14 protein-coding genes are annotated in these 15,776 nt (G+C 66.6%); 8 read left to right on the top strand and 6 right to left on the bottom strand.

Annotated features, from left to right (window positions below):
* Nucleotide 1 precedes the first annotated feature (1 nt).
* Genes EN804_RS21555 through EN804_RS21535 form a run of 5 tightly spaced genes read left to right on the top strand, consistent with a single transcriptional unit; the run spans nt 2 to nt 4,464 of the window.
* Nucleotides 2-1,078, top strand: a complete 1,077-nt coding sequence (locus EN804_RS21555) for a Gfo/Idh/MocA family oxidoreductase (RefSeq protein ID WP_127870600.1) — start codon at nt 2-4, stop codon at nt 1,076-1,078.
* A complete protein-coding gene (locus EN804_RS21550; protein ID WP_135921294.1) occupies nt 1,078-1,896 on the top strand; it encodes a sugar phosphate isomerase/epimerase in 819 nt (272 codons plus the stop codon). The genes EN804_RS21555 and EN804_RS21550 overlap by 1 nt, the downstream gene beginning before the upstream one ends.
* Complete coding sequence (locus EN804_RS21545) at nt 1,896-2,726, top strand: alpha/beta hydrolase (protein ID WP_135921292.1); 831 nt, start codon at nt 1,896-1,898, stop codon at nt 2,724-2,726. The genes EN804_RS21550 and EN804_RS21545 overlap by 1 nt, the downstream gene beginning before the upstream one ends.
* Nucleotides 2,723-3,445, top strand: coding sequence for a ribulose-phosphate 3-epimerase (locus EN804_RS21540; RefSeq protein ID WP_135921290.1), 723 nt, complete (start codon nt 2,723-2,725; stop codon nt 3,443-3,445). The genes EN804_RS21545 and EN804_RS21540 overlap by 4 nt, the downstream gene beginning before the upstream one ends.
* Nucleotides 3,442-4,464 carry an ROK family protein gene (locus EN804_RS21535; RefSeq protein ID WP_135921288.1) on the top strand — a complete coding sequence of 341 codons (1,023 nt, stop codon included), beginning with the start codon at nt 3,442-3,444 and terminating at the stop codon, nt 4,462-4,464. The genes EN804_RS21540 and EN804_RS21535 overlap by 4 nt, the downstream gene beginning before the upstream one ends.
* Nucleotides 4,465-4,637: 173 nt before the next feature.
* On the opposite strand, the gene EN804_RS21530 is transcribed toward EN804_RS21535, so the two are convergent.
* A complete protein-coding gene (locus tag EN804_RS21530) occupies nt 4,638-5,966 on the bottom strand; it encodes a dicarboxylate/amino acid:cation symporter (RefSeq protein WP_135921286.1) in 1,329 nt (442 codons plus the stop codon).
* Between the two features lie 312 nt (nt 5,967-6,278).
* On the opposite strand from EN804_RS21530, the gene EN804_RS21525 reads away from it, so the two are divergent.
* The 3 genes from EN804_RS21525 to EN804_RS21515 are packed head-to-tail and all read left to right on the top strand — an operon-like array spanning nt 6,279 to nt 9,903.
* Complete coding sequence (locus EN804_RS21525; protein WP_135921409.1) at nt 6,279-8,096, top strand: sensor histidine kinase; 1,818 nt, start codon at nt 6,279-6,281, stop codon at nt 8,094-8,096.
* Nucleotides 8,093-9,445 carry a sigma-54 dependent transcriptional regulator gene (locus tag EN804_RS21520; protein WP_135921283.1) on the top strand — a complete coding sequence of 451 codons (1,353 nt, stop codon included), beginning with the start codon at nt 8,093-8,095 and terminating at the stop codon, nt 9,443-9,445. The genes EN804_RS21525 and EN804_RS21520 overlap by 4 nt, the downstream gene beginning before the upstream one ends.
* 29 nt (nt 9,446-9,474) lie before the next feature.
* Nucleotides 9,475-9,903 carry a GNAT family N-acetyltransferase gene (locus tag EN804_RS21515; protein ID WP_135916198.1) on the top strand — a complete coding sequence of 143 codons (429 nt, stop codon included), beginning with the start codon at nt 9,475-9,477 and terminating at the stop codon, nt 9,901-9,903.
* On the opposite strand, the gene EN804_RS21510 is transcribed toward EN804_RS21515, so the two are convergent.
* From EN804_RS21510 to EN804_RS21485, 5 genes are all read right to left on the bottom strand, one after another.
* Nucleotides 9,900-11,015: an anhydro-N-acetylmuramic acid kinase gene (locus EN804_RS21510; RefSeq protein ID WP_135916199.1), complete on the bottom strand. Its 1,116-nt coding sequence runs from the start codon at nt 11,013-11,015 to the stop codon at nt 9,900-9,902. The genes EN804_RS21515 and EN804_RS21510 overlap by 4 nt on opposite strands.
* 4 nt (nt 11,016-11,019) lie before the next feature.
* Nucleotides 11,020-12,024, bottom strand: a complete 1,005-nt coding sequence (locus EN804_RS21505) for a serine hydrolase (RefSeq protein WP_135921280.1) — start codon at nt 12,022-12,024, stop codon at nt 11,020-11,022.
* 208 nt (nt 12,025-12,232) lie between these two features.
* On the bottom strand, nt 12,233-13,981 hold the full coding sequence (locus EN804_RS21495) for an ABC transporter ATP-binding protein (protein WP_135921278.1): 1,749 nt from the start codon (nt 13,979-13,981) through the stop codon (nt 12,233-12,235).
* A complete protein-coding gene (locus tag EN804_RS21490; protein WP_127870608.1) occupies nt 13,978-14,817 on the bottom strand; it encodes an ABC transporter permease in 840 nt (279 codons plus the stop codon). Before EN804_RS21490 ends, EN804_RS21495 begins: the two co-directional genes overlap by 4 nt.
* Nucleotides 14,817-15,776 (bottom strand): ABC transporter permease, encoded by a 960-nt coding sequence (locus EN804_RS21485; RefSeq protein ID WP_135921275.1) that lies wholly within the window; start codon nt 15,774-15,776, stop codon nt 14,817-14,819. Before EN804_RS21485 ends, EN804_RS21490 begins: the two co-directional genes overlap by 1 nt.

The raw sequence follows: 15,776 nt of genomic DNA, 5'->3' as shown, positions 1-15,776 counted from the left end.
GATGATCAAGAAACAGGACAGACGCCTCAGGGTCGGCGTGCTCGGCTGCGGACCGATCGCGCAGTTCGCGCATCTGGAATCCTGCGTCAAGGCCGGCAATGCCGACCTCTACGCCATCTGCGACGCGGCCCCCGATCTGCTCGCCCGCATGGGCGCCACCTACGAACCGCAGAAGATGTATGCCGACTATGACGCCATGCTCGCCGATCCGGAGCTGGAAGCGGTGATCGTCGCCACGTCGGATGCCTATCACGTGCCGATGTCGATCAAGGCGCTCGATGCCGGCAAGCATGTTCTCTGCGAAAAGCCGATCGGCACCTCGGTGGAGGAAGGCGAGGCGCTGGCGGCGGCGGTCAGGCGCTCCGGCAAGGTGCTGCAGGTCGGCCACATGAAGCGCTTCGACCCGGCGCTGGAGGCCGCGCGCGACTTCGTCCGCGACGAGATGGGCGAGGTGCTGGCGCTGAAGGCCTGGTATTGCGATTCCACCCACCGCTACACCAACACCGATGCCGTGCAGCCGCTGCCCGTCACCAGCAAGCTGGCGAAAAAGCCGGCGGGAAATCCCAAGGCCGATCTCAGGCAATATTTTATGCTGGCGCACGGATCGCATCTGGTCGACACGGCCCGCTTCCTCTGTGGCGACATCGTCGCCGTGCGCGCCCGCCTCAACGAGCGCTTCGGCGCCTATTGCTGGTTTGTCGAGACTGAATTCGCCAGCGGCGCGCTCGGCCATCTCGATCTGACCGTCGCCGTGCGCATGGATTGGCACGAGGGCTTCCAGCTCTATGGCGAGAATGGCTCGGTCATCGCCAAGACCTTCAACCCCTGGTACTTCCGCGCCAGCGAGGTGGACATCTTCCATGAGAAGGACGCGACCTCGCGCAAACCGCTCGGCGCCGACGGCCATTTCTTCCGCCGCCAGCTCGAAGGCCTTGCCGACACCGTGCTCACTGGCGCGCCGATGCGCGGCGCCAATGTCGAGGACGGCATCGCCTCGATCCGCACCATGGTGGCCATTGCCCGCTCTGTTGTATCAGGCGAACGGGTTGAGCTCGCCTCGGTTTCGGGTGCCGTCTGATGCGCCTCGGCATCTTCGCCAAGACTTTTCCCGGCACCGACCCGGCCGTCGTGCTGGCCGCGGTCAAGCAGGCCGGATATGAGACGACGCAGTTCAATCTCGCCTGCGCCGGCCTGCCGTCGATGCCGGATGCGGTGCCGGCGGATGCCGTCGCTGCCATCCGCGCCGCCGTGCGGTCGTCAGGCGTTTCGCTCGCCGCGCTGTCGGGCACCTACAACATGGCGCATCCCGACAGGACGGTCCGCGACGAGGGCTTGAGGCGCTTGGGGGTGGTCATCGACACTGCCGCCGCCCTCGGCATTCCGCTGGTCACGCTCTGCACCGGCTCGCGCAATACCGCCGACCAGTGGGCCTATCATCCCGACAACGCCGCGCCGGCGGCTTGGACCGACATGGCCGCCGAGATGGAGAAGGCGTTGGCGTTGGCCGAACGCGCCGGCGTCGATCTCGGCATCGAGCCCGAACAGGCCAACATCGTCACGTCGGCAAGCGATGCAAGGCGCCTGATCGCCGAGATGGGCTCGAAGCATCTGAAGATCGTGCTCGATCCGGCGAACCTGTTCGAGCACGCGACACCCGACGGGGCCCGCGCCATCGTCGCCGCCGCGATCGACCAGGCCGCCGGCCACATCGCCATGGCGCACGCCAAGGACCGGCACGGTGACGGCCGCTTTGCCACCGCGGGGCAAGGCGTTGTCGACTTCCCGGATTTCGTCGCGCGGCTGAAGGGCGTGGGTTTCGATGGCGCGCTCGTCACGCACGGCTTGTCCGCCGACGAGGCTGCCGGCGTCGCCGCCTTCCTGCGAAGGTTGCTCTGATGGGCGCGGCGCCGACGATCATGCTGCGCGACGATGCAGCGCTCCGTGTCTTCGATACGGGGCAGGGCCTTCCCATCGTCTTCCAGCACGGTCTCGGCGGCGATGCCGCCCAGGTGGCTTTGAACTTTCCCGACAGCCCTTCGCGCCGGCGGCTGACCGTCGAATGCCGCGCGCAAGGCGGCGCCAGTGCCGGCAGCAAGCGTCCGTTCTCGATCGCGATGTTCGCCGATGATGTAATGAACGCGGCCGACGCAGCCGGAATGGAGCGTTTCGTCGCCGGCGGCATCTCGATGGGAGCGGCGATTGCGTTGCACCTGGCGGCCCGGCATCCCGATCGCGTCTCTGGCCTCGTACTGGTGCGCCCCGCCTGGGCCTTCGACGCGGCCCCGCAAAACATGCGCCCTTACGTCGAAGTGGCGCAACTCATCAACCGGCTTCCGGTGGACGAGGCACGCGCGGCCTTCACTTCCTCCGCGACTGCTGCCCGCTTTCGAGACGAGGCGCCGGACAATCTCGCCTCGCTGCTCGGCTTCTTCGCGCGCGAAAACGCGACCGTTTTTGCCGAGGTGATGCAGGCGATCGCCAATGATGGACCCGGCGTGACGCGAGCCGAAGCTGCCGGCCTTGCGATGCCCACGCTCGTCATCGGCAGCGGCATCGATCTCGTCCATCCCCTGGCGACCGCCCGCGAACTCGCTGAGACCATCCCCAAGGCGATCTTCACCGAGGTGACACCGAAGGCCACTGACAAGGATCGCCACTTCGCCGAAATCCGTGCCGCCATCGGCGGTTTTTTCGACAGAAATTTCAACAACCAGGACCAGTCATGATCTCGAAACCTTTGTCAGGCCCGGCCGCCATCGCCGCATTGCCGCGCGACCGTCTGATCGCCGAATTCTCCTCGTGGTCGGCCAATCTCGCCAATTTCGAGAGCGACCTCAAACGCATCGAACCCTATGTCGATCTGCACCACATCGACGTCGCGGACGGCCATTTCGCTCCGTCCTTCCTGTTTTTCCCCGATCTCGTCGCCCGCATTGCCAAGCTGACGGCCAAGCCCATCCATGTCCATCTGATGGTCGATGGGGCAATCGTCGAAGAACAGACGCGTCAGTTCATCGAGGCCGGCGCCGACATGATCAGCGTCCATGCCGAGAATGGCGAGGCGGGCCTGCGCGCCGTGCGGCTGGCGCGTGAACTCGGCGCCGAGGCCGGCGTCGTGCTGAGGCTGGAGACCCCGGTCGAGGCGGTGACGCCTTTCGCCTCCGAGGTCGCTTTCGTCACGCTTCTCGGCACTGCGATCGGCGTCAAGGGCCAGGGCCTGTCGGAGAAAGCCTGCGACAGGCTGGGCGAGGCCCGCGCCATCCTGCGAAAGGCCGGCCGCGAGACGGCGGTGGTACTCGCCGCCGACGGCGGCATCCGCCACGAAACCGTGCCGCTGCTGCGCGCCGCCGGCGCCGAGACGGTGGTGCTGGGTTCGCTCGCTTTCGGCGACAAGGATCTCGCCGGCCGCATCGGCTGGCTGCATGGGCTGAAGGTCGCGGCATGAGCATTGAAGCCGCCCTCGCGATCGATCTTGGCGGCACGGAGCTTCGTGCCGCCCTGGTCGACCGTGACGGCAAGATCCTGGCCTTCGCGGCGGTGCCGACGCAGGCGCAGGCCGGCCCCGACGTGGTGATCGGCCAGATCGAGGCGCTGGCCGCGACCATCCATGCCGAGGCGCCGGCACTGTCGATCCTCGGCGTCGGCGTCGGCGCGCCGGGTCCGCTCGATCCGCTGGCCGGCATCGCGGTCGGACCGCCGACGCTGGCCGGCTGGCAGGACGTGCCGCTGGCCGACATACTCGAGCGCCGGCTCGGCCTGCCGGTACGGCTGGAGAACGACGCCAATGCGGCAGCGCTCGGCGAATGGCGTTTCGGCGCCGGCCACGGCGCTCGCTCGCTGGTCTTCGTCACCGTCTCGACCGGGATCGGCGGCGGTGTCGTTGCCGACGGCCGCATCCTGCACGGCCGCCGCGGCCTTGCCGCCGAGATCGGCCACATGACCATTACCAACGAGGGCGAGCGCTGCGTGTGCGGCGTCGTCGGCTGTTTCGAAGCCATCGCCTCGGGTACCGCGCTCGGCCGCCGCGCCAACGCCGCGACGTCGCCCCTGGACGGCTCGACGCTGCGCCGCCTCTCGGCCAACGCCGAGGTGACCGGTCGTCACGTGGTCGAAGCGGCACGGCTGCAGGACGACCTCGCCGTGGCCTTGCTCGAGGAGGAGGCCCGCTGGCTGGGCGTCGGCTTCACCAATCTCTTGCATCTCTATTCGCCCGATGTGCTGGTCGTCGGCGGCGGAATCGCCAATGGCCTCGACCTGATGGCGCCCGTCATCGGGGCGACCATCCGCCAGCGCGCCATGCGCGCCTATCGCGACGTGCCGGTGGTCCAGGCCCAGCTCGGCCGCCACGCCGGACTGGTCGGCGCGGCGAGCCTCGTCCTGTTCAACGATGGCGGAACGTTGACGGCCCGCATGCCTGCCGGCCCAAGCACATATCCGGAGAGGAGGAGGGACTTCAATGGCTGAGGTCAAGCTGCCCGGGCCTGTCTCGCGGCAAGTCGATCCGTCGCGCTGCCATCTTTTCGCTGCCGATGGCAAGGCCCTGGCGCCGCTGGGCAAAGCCGCCTGGCAGCGATGACACATGACAATGGCCGCAAGCGGTGTGCTTGCGGCCATGCTCCTTGGCATGAAACCGTGGATCACTCGGCGGGAACGATGTCCGCCGGCAGGCTGTCGTCGGCCGTGCCAGCCAGTGCCCGGGCCAGCTTGGCCTCGTCGAGTTCGCCTTCCCAGCGCGCCACCACCAGCGTCGCCACCGCATTGCCGACGAAGTTGGTCAGCGCCCGGCATTCCGACATGAAGCGGTCGACGCCGAGGATCAGCGCCATGCCGGCGACCGGCACGGAGGGAACCACCGAAAGCGTTGCGGCAAGGGTAATGAAGCCGGCCCCGGTGATGCCGGCGGCACCCTTCGAGGACAGCATTGCGACCAGCAGCAGCAGGATCTGGTCCGATATCGACAGATGGATGTTCGTCGCCTGGGCGATGAACAGCGCGGCCAGCGTCATGTAGATGTTTGTGCCGTCGAGGTTGAAGGAATAGCCGGTCGGGATGACCAGCCCGACCACCGAGCGCTTGGCGCCGGCCTTTTCCATCTTCTCCATCAGCGAGGGCAGGGCGGCTTCCGAGGACGATGTTCCGAGCACCAGCAGCAGCTCTTCCTTGATGTAGCGGATGAGCGACAGGATCGAGAAGCCGTTGTAGCGGCAGACCGCACCCAGCACGACGAAGACGAACAGGAACGAGGTCGCGTAGAAAGTGCCGACCAGCATGGCGAGGTTGATGACCGAGCCGATGCCGTATTTGCCGATGGTGAAGGCCATGGCGCCGAACGCGCCGATCGGGGCTGCCTTCATCAGCACGCTGATCAGCTTGAACATCGGCGCCATCAGTGCCTGCAGGAAGTTGAGCACCGGCGCACCCCGGTCACCGACCAGCGCCAGCGCGATGCCGAACAGCACCGAGAAGAACAGCACCTGCAGGATGTCGCCATCGGCGAAGGCGCCGACGATCGTGCCGGGGATGATGTTCATCAGGAAGCCGGTGACAGACTGGTCATGTGCCTTGGCGGCGTAGGTGTTGACGGTCGACGCGTCGAGCGTCGCCGGGTCGATGTTGAAGCCGGCGCCCGGCTGCACGACATTGGCCACGACAAGGCCGATGATCAGCGCCAGCGTCGAGAAGGTGAGGAAGTAAAGCATCGCCTTGCCGGCGACGCGGCCGACCTTCTGCAGGTCGCTCATGCCGGCGATGCCGGTTGCGACCGTCAGGAAGATGACCGGCGCGATGATCATCTTGACCAGCTTGATGAAGGCGTCGCCGAGCGGCTTCATGCTCTCCCCGATCGACGGATAGTAGTGGCCAAGCAGGATGCCGACGGTGATCGCCACCAGCACCTGGACGTAAAGCTGGGCATAGAGGGGCTTGCGCTGCGCGGCGGGCGCGGCGGATTGGTCTGCGATATGCATGGAACTCTCCCTGGCCGGAAGGGACGGACATGCGCCGTCCTGCGTGACTTCTCCCATCGCGGCGCTCCGGTTGCCCGCCGCTGGAAGAACTTTTGCAAGCGCCGTGCCAAATCGGAGGAAGGCCGGAATCCCCGGGTTTCGGCCGTTCCTGCCCCCGCTTTCGACGGAGACGTGTGCGGATTTCCGCACACGTCTTGTTTGCCCTGGCGGAATTTCGCATTAGACTGGGGGCCAAAGCCGTGCAGGGAAGGGAGAGGGCCGACGCCGCGACAGCGCATCGATAGCGAAACCCCTGGGTTTGCCGGCCGCGACCTGTTGCGCGAAGCGGTAGCGCGCCTGCGTGATGGCCGTTGGCTGCTTGCGGCAATCGCGCTCGCGGTGCTGGCCGGCGCGGTTGCCATTGCCGGCCGCATCGCCGCGGGCCAGGCGGCCGGCGAGCTGCGCGATGGGGCACTGGCCGCCTTGCCCCTGGCGGCGGGAACCTTGACCGGCGAAATCGAAAAGCAGCGTCTCGTGCCGCTGGTGCTGGCGCGCGACGATGCGGTGCGCGATGCGCTGCGCCGCGCCGGGAAGGTCGAGGAAACGGCTCTCGACGCCAAGCTGAAGGCGATAGCCGGCGATGCATTGGCCTCGGCCATCTATGTCATCGACACTGCGGGCATCGCGATATCGGCCAGCAATGCCGGCCAGCCGGACAGCTTTGTCGGCATCGACTATAATTTTCGCCACTATTTCACCGATGCGATGGCCAAGGGCGCTGCCAGTCAGTACGGCCTCGGCACGATCAGCGGCAAGCCGGGCCTCTACCTCGCCAGCCGTGTCGACGATGCCGGCAAACCGCTTGGCGTCGCGGTCCTGAAGGTCGAACTCGGCGGTGTCGAAGCCAATTGGCGCGCAAGCGGCTTTCGCGTTTTCGTCACCGACGAGCGCGGCATCGTTCTGGCCACCAGCCAGCCCGACTGGCGGTTCCATGCGCTGGCGCCGCTCTCCGCCGCGGATGCAGCCGCCGCGCATGCCCAGCTTCAGTTGGACGCAGCCTTCGAACCGCTGCCGATACGGCGTGGCGCCGGTGATGGCCTGGCGACAATCGAGGAGGCTGGAAAATCGCGCCGGTTCGTCGAGGTGGTGCAGGACTTGCCTGGTGCCGTCCCCGGTTGGCGCCTATGGTTGCTGACGCCCGCCGATGCCGCCCTGACCGCCGCCGCCAACACGGCGCGCCTGACGACGCTGCTCGGGCTGTTGTTGACGGGCTTGCTTGCCTATGTGCTCACCCGGCGCCGCCGCACAAGCCGGCTGCGGCAGGAGGCGCTGGCCCGCATGAACATCGAGCTGGAGAGCCGGGTCAGCACAAGGACGGCCGAATTGACGCGATCGAATACGGCGCTTGCCGGCGAAATCGCCGAGCGCGAAAACGCCGAGGCCAAGGTCCGCCGGCTCCGCGACGATCTCGCCCAGGCCAACAGGCTCTCCATCCTCGGCCAGATCGCCGCCGGCGTCGCGCATGAAATCAACCAGCCGGTCGCCGCCATCCGTACCTATGCCGAGAATGCCGGCCGCTTTCTCGACGCCGGCAAGACCGAACCGGCGAGCGGCAATCTGACGTCGATCGTCTCGATGACCGAACGCATCGGCGCCATCACCAGCACCTTGCGCAGTTTCGCCCGCCGGCCCGGCGTCGCGGCATCGCCACTGCCGGTGCGTGAGGCGATCGAAGGTGCGCTGTCGCTCCTGTCCGGCCGCATCCGCGATTCCGGCGTCACCATCGTCAAGCCGCGCGGCACCGCCTCGCCATTGGTGATGGCGAGCCGCATCCGGCTGGAGCAGATCCTCGTCAACCTGTTGCAGAACGCGCTGGACGCCATGAAGGACCGGCCCGATCCCCGCATCGAGATCGACCTCGCCGAACGTGACGACCGGGTGCTGATTTCGGTGCGCGACAATGGTCCCGGCCTCGGGCCGGAAGCCGCCGGAAATCTGTTCATGCCGTTCCAGACCACCAAGGAGAAGGGGCTTGGGCTCGGCCTGGTGATCTCGCAAGAGATCGCCCAGGAATTGGGCGGCACGCTGCGGCTCGACCCCGACACCGCCGGCGGCGCATCCTTCACCATCGACTTGAGGCGGATCGAATGACCGAGGGATCAGGGCTGGTCGCGCTCGTGGACGACGATGCCGACCTGCTGCATGCCACCACGCAACTGCTCGAACTTGCCGGTTTCACGGTCATTGCACTGAAGGCCGCCGAAGCGGCGCTCGGCGTTGTCGACCAGAGTTTCGAAGGCGTGGTGGTCAGCGATATCCGCATGCCCGGCATGAACGGTCTGCAGCTCTTCGACCGCGTCAAGGCAGTTGACGCCGACTTGCCGGTGATCCTGGTTACCGGGCATGGCGATGTCGATCTTGCGGTCGCCGCGCTCAAGGATGGCGTCTACGATTTCATCCCGAAACCCTATGCGGCGGAGCGCTTGGTCGAGGCGCTGAAACGGGCATCGGAGAAGCGGCGGCTGGTGATGGAAAACCGGCGGCTGCGCGAAGCCGCGGCACTTGCCGCCGACGGTATGCCGTTGATCGGCGAGGCGCCCGCCATCCGCCGATTGCGCGAGACCTTGCGCCAGATCGCCGACATGGATGTCGACGTGCTGGTGGAAGGCGAGACGGGAACCGGCAAGGAAGTGGTGGCCGACCTCCTGCACAGATGGGGCAGGCGCCGTGCAAAGCCGTTCGTGGCGCTGAACTGCGGCGCCCTGCCGGAGACCGTCATCGAGAGCGAACTGTTCGGTCACGAGGCCGGCGCGTTCACCGGCGCGCAGCGGCGACGCATCGGCCGCGTCGAGCACTCCAGCGGCGGCACGCTGTTTCTCGACGAGATCGAATCCATGCCGCCGGCCCTGCAGGTCAAGCTCTTGCGGGTGCTGGAAACGCGCAGCCTCACCCCCCTCGGCTCGAACGAGACACGGCGCCTCGATCTCAGGGTCGTCGCGGCGACCAAGGTCGATCTCGGCCGGCCGGATCAACGCGGCGATTTCCGCGAGGACCTCTATTTCCGCCTCAACGTGGTGACGCTGCGCATCCCGCCCCTGCGCGAGCGGCGCGGCGATATCCCGATGCTGTTCGGCCATTTCCTCGGCAAGGCCGCGGAACGCTTCGGCCGGCCTGTCGGCAAGGTGAATGCCGCCGTGAGCGATTATCTCCAGTCGCACGACTGGCCGGGCAATGTGCGTGAACTCGCGCATTTCGCCGATCGCGTCGCGCTCGGCCTTGGGCCCGATGACGAGGCCGGCGCGAGCCCCGCGCTGCCGGGGCCTGCCGCCGCGCTGCCCGAAAGGGTTGGGCAGTACGAGGCGCAGCTCATCCGCGACGCGCTACGCGACCATGGCGGCGACGTGCGCGGCGCCATCGACGCGCTCGGCGTGCCGCGCAAGACGTTCTACGACAAGCTCAAGCGCTATGGCATCGCCGCATCCGACTTCCGCCCCTCTTGATGCTTCCAACCCCGCAATCCGGAAAAGCCATGAACACCACGCTCGAAACGACCGCCAATCCCCGCCCGGAAGAACTCGCCTTTCTCGGTGAACGGCTGACGGCGTTCAACGATAGCGATGTCGGCGCTTCCCAGAGGAAGGCACTGGCCGTTTTCGTCCGCGACGAGGCCGGTGCGATCGTCGCCGGGATCTCCGGCTATACCGCCTGGGGCTGGCTCTATGTGCAATGGCTGTGGGTCGATGAAAGGCTGCGCGGCCGGCACATGGCTGGCCAGATGCTCGAGGCGGCCGAACAGGAAGCCGTGGCGCGCAGCTGCCACGGCGCGTTGATCGACACCTTCAACCCGAACGCCGACAAGGTCTACCAACGGCAAGGCTACCAGCCTTTCGGCACGCTTGCCGATTTCCCCGTCGGCCGCAGCCGCATCTTCCTGCAGAAGAAGCTGTCGCCCGCCTAGCCGGCGAGCTTACCGCCGCGCATGGGCTGCGGCGCCCCGGTGGTGCTTGGGAAACTGATCGGCAGACCGCGCAGGACGCGGACCGCGAGAAAAGCAAAACACTCCGCCTCCACTGCGTCGCCACTCCAGCCGAGGCTTTCGGCCAGCACCACCTCGACGCCGGCGCGGCTGGCCAGCATCGCCATCATCGTCGGGTTGTGGCGGCCGCCGCCACTGACCACCAGTTTCCTCGGCCGGCTGGGCAGGAGGTCGAGCGCCTTGCCTACGGCGCCGGCCGTGAAGGCGGTGAGCAGGGCGGCGCCATCCTCGGCATCGAGGCCGTCGGCCATGGCGGCGCCGAAATCGAAACGGTCGAGCGATTTCGGATAGGGCTTGCTCAGATAGGGATGCTGCAACAGCTTGGCGAGCCGGGCTTCGTCCACCTTGCCCGCGCCGCCCAGCGCGCCGTCGCGGTCCATTTCGCCGAGCCCTTTCGACTTGATGAAATCGTTGAGCGGCGCGTTGGCGGGGCCGGTGTCGAAGGCGATGACATTGTCGGCGCCGTCCCACCAGGTGATGTTGGCGACGCCGCCGAGATTGAGCACGGCCACCTCGCCACTGGCGCCGGCGCTGCGCATCAGTGCGGTGTGATACGCGGCTGCCAAGGGCGCGCCCTGTCCGCCGGCGCGCATGTCGGCCGAGCGGAAATCATAGGCAACCTTGGTGCCCAATATCTCATGCATCAGCTCACCATCGCCGAGCTGCCGGGTCTGGCCGAGCCGTCCGACCTGCGGCGCCCGATGCAGCACGGTCTGGCCGTGGAAGCCGACGACGCCAATCTCGGCCATCGTCATGCCGTGGCCCTCGACCAGTTCCTTGACCGCCGCCGACTGGGCGCGCGTCAGCGCCTGTTCGGCCTTGCGGAAGATCGCCGGTTCTGGCCCGGTGAAATTCCAGGCCCTGGCCGCCGTCAGCGTCTCTTCCAGCAAGGAGCGGATCGATTGGGGATAGGGCATCAGCCGGTAGGTACCGAAATCGTCGATCCGCTCGCCGTCGGTCTTGATCAGCGCCACGTCGATATTGCCGTCAAGTACGGTGCCGGTCATCAGGCCGACGGCCCAGATTGGTTCCATGGTCCTAGTCCCTGTTGATGAGATCGCCGACCGCCTGCCGCAGCGAAACGATGCCGCTGTCGAAATGACGTGTCGGATGAATGCGGTTGGTGAGCAAGGTCCATGCCTTGCCTCTGTCGAAGTCGATCCACAGCCCGGTGCCGGTAAAGCCGGTATGGCCGATCGTTCCCGGACCGCACAGCGCACCGCCGGACCACCCCTCATAGGGGCGTTCCCAGCCATGGGTGCGGGTGGCCGAAAAGGGCGTACGCATCAGCGAGATCGAACGCTCAGATGCGCCGGTGCCGTCCAGCAGCCGTTGCGCGAAATCGAGCACCGAAGCGGCCGTTCCGAACAGGCCGGCATGACCCGCACCTTGCAGGGCCGAGCAATTGTCGTCGTGCACCTCGCCCGACAGCACGCGATGGCGCCAGGTGCAGTCCTCGGTCGCGGCGGCGGCATCGGGTTCAGCGAACCAGGCAAAACCCGGCCCGGGCTCCATGTCGCGGATGCTCTTGCCCGACAGCCGCTCCAGCGCGAAGCCGAGCACGATGAAGTTGATGTCGGAATAGACGGGATCACGGGCGCGCCATTCGCGCTGCAGGATGAAGGCGCGCAGCAGTTCGGGATCGCGTCCATAGGTGTAGATCGGCTCGACGGCAGGGAAGGGCGTCTGGTGGCCCAGGCACTGGCGGAAGGTCACCTTCCGCTCCCAGGCGTTCGCGTCATACTGGCGAAGGTCGGGAAGCAGGGTGATCAGCGGCGCGTCGAGATCGATGGTGCCGTCCTGCGCCAGCGCCAGGATGCGTGGCGTGGTGAAGATCACCTTGGTCAGGGACGCCAGGTCGAACCAGGTGTTTTCCCGCATCGGCCTGACCTTGGGCACGAGCTGTGCCGAGCCAATTGCGCGGACGATGCGTTCGCCACTTTTGTCGGCAATGCCGAGCACGCCGCCGGGGATACACTTGGCCGAGACGGCCGTTGCCAAGGGCGCGAATGCGCGATCGAAGATCTGGGCGAGGTCGCTCAATGCCGGCCTCCTTCGGAGAGGTGGCGTCCTACGGCGCCCCCCTCTGTCCTGCCGGACATCTCCCCCTCAAGGGGGGAGATTGGCAGTTCGTGCGCGGCGCCAGCCCTCAGACGTTGAAGATTGGCGAAGGCCAATGTGACATCCGATCTCCCCCCTAGAGGGGGAGATGCCCGGCAGGGCAGAGGGGGGCGCTGTCCCGCTAACATGTCTAGGTCTCCACCCTCGCCATATGATCCCCGCCGAACTGCTCCCATCTCGCCGGCGCCGGCTCAAATCCCTGCGGCCTGACCAGAGAAGGCACCTGACGCGTGTCGATCTCGAAATGCTCGTGCCGCCGATCGATGGCCGGAACGGCTGATATCAGCTTCTTCGTATAGGAATGCCTCGGCTGCGATAGCACGGACTGCGCGTCGCCGATCTCGACGATCTGGCCGGCATAAATGACGGCGATGCGGTGCGCGATCCGTTCGACCACCGCCATATCGTGCGAGATGAACAGATAAGCCAGCCCAAACTCGCGCTGCAGGTCGACCAGCAGCTCCAGCACCTTCGCCTGCACCGAGACATCGAGCGCCGAAACCGCTTCATCGAGAACGACCACGGACGGGTTGAGCATCAGTGCGCGGGCAATACATAGCCTTTGCCGCTGGCCGCCGGAGAATTCATGCGGGTAGCGCTCGAGGCTGTTCTTGGGCAGGCCGACGCGTTCGAGCAGGCTCGCCATCCTGGCCCGTGTTTGGGCATCCACCCGCCCACCGGTGGCGATGACCGGCTCGGCGAGGATGCTCTCGATGGTGAGCCTCGGGTTGAGCGACGCGTAGGGGTTCTGGAACACCATCTGCACGGGCTTGGCACTGCGCTCCGCCGACGCCATTCGGCTGGCGACGGAGAAACTGCCACGCGTCGATCGCACCAACCCCAGCACCGCCTTGGCGGTGGTGGATTTGCCGGAGCCGCTCTCGCCGACGATGGCCAGCGTCTCGCCTTGCATGAGGTCGAAGTCGACGCCGTCGACGGCATGCACCGCGCCGGTCGCGCGACTGAAGAAACTGCTCTTGAGCGGAAACCGCACCACGAGCCCATCGACCTTCAAGGCCGGCTGCGTGTTCGCGCCCTTGTCGCGCAGCCCGTCCGCGCGCGTGGCCCGACCGCTGGCGAAATGCGGCACGTCCTGCAGCAGATGCTGCGTGTAGGGATGCTGGGGGCTGTCGAGGATCTGGTTCAGTTCGCCGTGTTCCACGGCCTGGCCGTTCTGCATCACCATCACCTTGTCGGCGATGCCGGCGACCAGGCCGATATCGTGCGTGATGAAGATCATTGACATGCCGCTTTCGCGCTTCAGCTCGGCCAGCAGCGCCATGATCTGTGCCTGCACCGTCACATCGAGCGCCGTCGTCGGTTCGTCGGCGATCAGCAGGCGCGGATTGCAGGCGAGCGCAATGGCTATCATCACCCTTTGCAGCATGCCGCCGGACAGCTGGTTGGGTGTGTATTTCAGCCGTCGCGCGGCATCGGGAATGCGCACGCGGTCAAGCGCGTCCCTGGCTGCCGCCGTGGCTTGCCGGCCCGTCAGGCCGCGATGCAGCCGGAACGATTCCTCGATCTGCGTGCCGATGGTCAGCACCGGGTTGAGCGACGTCATCGGTTCCTGGAAGATCATGCCGATTTCGGCGCCGCGAATGCCGGTTAGTTGTGGCTCGGTTGCGGTCGCCAACTCGAAGATGGTCCCATCGGCCCGCTTGAGCTTCATCGAGCCGCCGGTGATGCGGCCGCCGCCGAAGTCGACGAGCCGGTTGATCGACAGCGCGGTGACGGATTTGCCCGAGCCGCTCTCGCCGACAATGGCCAGCGTCTCGCCGTCGGCGACATCGAAACTGACGCCGCGCACCACTTCGTTGGCCTGGGGATTGCGGCCGAAGCCGACGCGCAGGTCTAAAACCGAGAGGAGCAGGGTCATGCCAACGCCCTTCGCATCTTCGGGTCGAGAATGTCGCGCAAGGCGTCGCCCAGCAGGTTGAAGCCCAGAATGCTGATCATGATCGCCAGGCCCGGGAAGATCATCAGCCAGGGCGCTGTCTCCATCAAATTGCGACTGTCGCTCAGCATCAGGCCGAGCGAGGCGGCGGGCGGCTGCGTGCCGAGGCCAAGGAAACTCAAGCCGGCTTCCGTCAGCAACGCCCAGGCGAGCGCCAGCGTCACCTGCACGGTCAAGGGCGCCACAAGGTTGAGCAGCAGATGCCGCGTCACGATGTAGGACGAGCTGCTGCCGAAGGTACGCGCCGCATCGACGAACTCGCGTGTCTTGAGCGACAGCGCGGGGCCGCGAACCACCCGCGTGAAGATCGGCGTGTAGACGATGCCGATGGCCACCACGCTGGTCCAGGTGCCCGGCCCGGCAACGGTAACGATGAGCAGCGCCAGCAGGATCGCCGGGAAGGCCAGCAGCACATCCATGACCCGCATCACCACGCCGTCCCAGCGGCGGCCGAGCCAGGCGGCGGCAAGCCCCAGCACCGTGCCGGCAAGGGTGGCGAAGGCAACCGAGAAGAAGGCGACCGTGAAGGACTGGCCGATGCCCGCCATCAGCCGGCTGGCGACGTCGCGGCCGAACAGGTCCGTGCCCATCCAGTAGCCGGCGCTCGGCGCGTGCAGACGGTCGATGCGGTATTGCGTGATCGGATTGTGCGGCGTCAGCCCGAGCAGGCCAAGGATGGCGAGCAGCAGATAGACGCAGACGATGCCGCCGCCGATGCGGCCGCTGCCATGCCGGAAGACGGCGCGCAGGATGCGCATCACGGTTCCCCCAGCCGGATGCGTGGATCGAGCGCGACATAGGCGAGGTCGACCAGAAGATTGACGATCATGAAGTTGAAGGCGATGAACAGCACGCTTCCCTGCACCAGCGCGTAGTCGCGCTGCAGGATGGCGTCGAGCACCATGCGCCCGAGGCCGGGCAGGGCATAGATCTGCTCGACGATGACGGCGCCGCCGAGGAGGTAGCCGAATTCTATGCCGCTCAGCGTTACCACCGGGATCAGCGCGTTGGGCAAAGCGTGCCGCCAGATGACGCTGCTTGCCGAAGCGCCCTTGCTGCGGGCCGTGCGCACATAGTCGTCGCTCAACACGTCGAGCATCGCCGAGCGCGCTATGCGGGTGACGGACGCCGCGAAGGCGAAGCCAAGCGTGATGGCGGGCAGGATCAGCTGGCTGAGATTGCGCAACGGATCCCGCCAAAGCGGCGCGAATTCGCCCATCGCCGGCAGCACGCCGAAGCCGGCCGACAGCGTGTAGATGATCAGCAGGCCAAGCACGAAGCTCGGCGTCGACTGGCCGATCATGGCGACGATACGCACGCCGAGATCGGACGGCTTCTCATTGTGGGTGGCCGCGTAGATGCCCGCGGGCATGCCGACGGCGAGCGCGATGACCATCGACAGCAGAGCCAGTTCGAGCGTCAGCGGGAAGCGCTCGAGGATAACGTCGAGAACCGGCCTGCCATAGGTGACGGAGATGCCGAAATTACCGTGCAGGATGCCACCGACCCAGCGCCAGTACTGGATGAACCAAGGCTGGTCGATGCCGAAATAGGCGGCGAGCGAATCCCGCTGTGCCGGCGTCAGCAGGCCGGCTTCGGTGCCCAGCATCGCCGTGATCGAATCGCCGGGCACCATCCTGATCGCGACGAAGACCAGGATGGACACGCCAAGCAGGACGAGAGGAAACGTCGCCAGCCGTCGCAAGAGATAGTCCAC

The sequence above is a fragment of the Mesorhizobium sp. M8A.F.Ca.ET.161.01.1.1 genome (assembly GCF_004792105.1).
Taxonomy (GTDB): domain Bacteria; phylum Pseudomonadota; class Alphaproteobacteria; order Rhizobiales; family Rhizobiaceae; genus Mesorhizobium.
Note: the sequence above shows the minus strand (reverse complement) of the source record. Positions and strands in the feature narration are given on the sequence as shown.

Bases quoted from the DNA above. Each gene is read 5' to 3' on its own strand.
- EN804_RS21555 (WP_127870600.1), top strand. From the start codon at position 2: ATGATCAAGAAACAGGACAGACGCCTCAGGGTCGGCGTGCTCGGCTGC.
- EN804_RS21550 (WP_135921294.1), top strand. From the start codon at position 1,078: ATGCGCCTCGGCATCTTCGCCAAGACTTTTCCCGGCACCGACCCGGCC.
- EN804_RS21545 (WP_135921292.1), top strand. From the start codon at position 1,896: ATGGGCGCGGCGCCGACGATCATGCTGCGCGACGATGCAGCGCTCCGT.
- EN804_RS21540 (WP_135921290.1), top strand. From the start codon at position 2,723: ATGATCTCGAAACCTTTGTCAGGCCCGGCCGCCATCGCCGCATTGCCG.
- EN804_RS21535 (WP_135921288.1), top strand. From the start codon at position 3,442: ATGAGCATTGAAGCCGCCCTCGCGATCGATCTTGGCGGCACGGAGCTT.
- EN804_RS21530 (WP_135921286.1), bottom strand. From the start codon at position 5,966: ATGCATATCGCAGACCAATCCGCCGCGCCCGCCGCGCAGCGCAAGCCC.
- EN804_RS21520 (WP_135921283.1), top strand. From the start codon at position 8,093: ATGACCGAGGGATCAGGGCTGGTCGCGCTCGTGGACGACGATGCCGAC.
- EN804_RS21515 (WP_135916198.1), top strand. From the start codon at position 9,475: ATGAACACCACGCTCGAAACGACCGCCAATCCCCGCCCGGAAGAACTC.
- EN804_RS21510 (WP_135916199.1), bottom strand. From the start codon at position 11,015: ATGGAACCAATCTGGGCCGTCGGCCTGATGACCGGCACCGTACTTGAC.
- EN804_RS21495 (WP_135921278.1), bottom strand. From the start codon at position 13,981: ATGACCCTGCTCCTCTCGGTTTTAGACCTGCGCGTCGGCTTCGGCCGC.
- EN804_RS21490 (WP_127870608.1), bottom strand. From the start codon at position 14,817: ATGCGCATCCTGCGCGCCGTCTTCCGGCATGGCAGCGGCCGCATCGGC.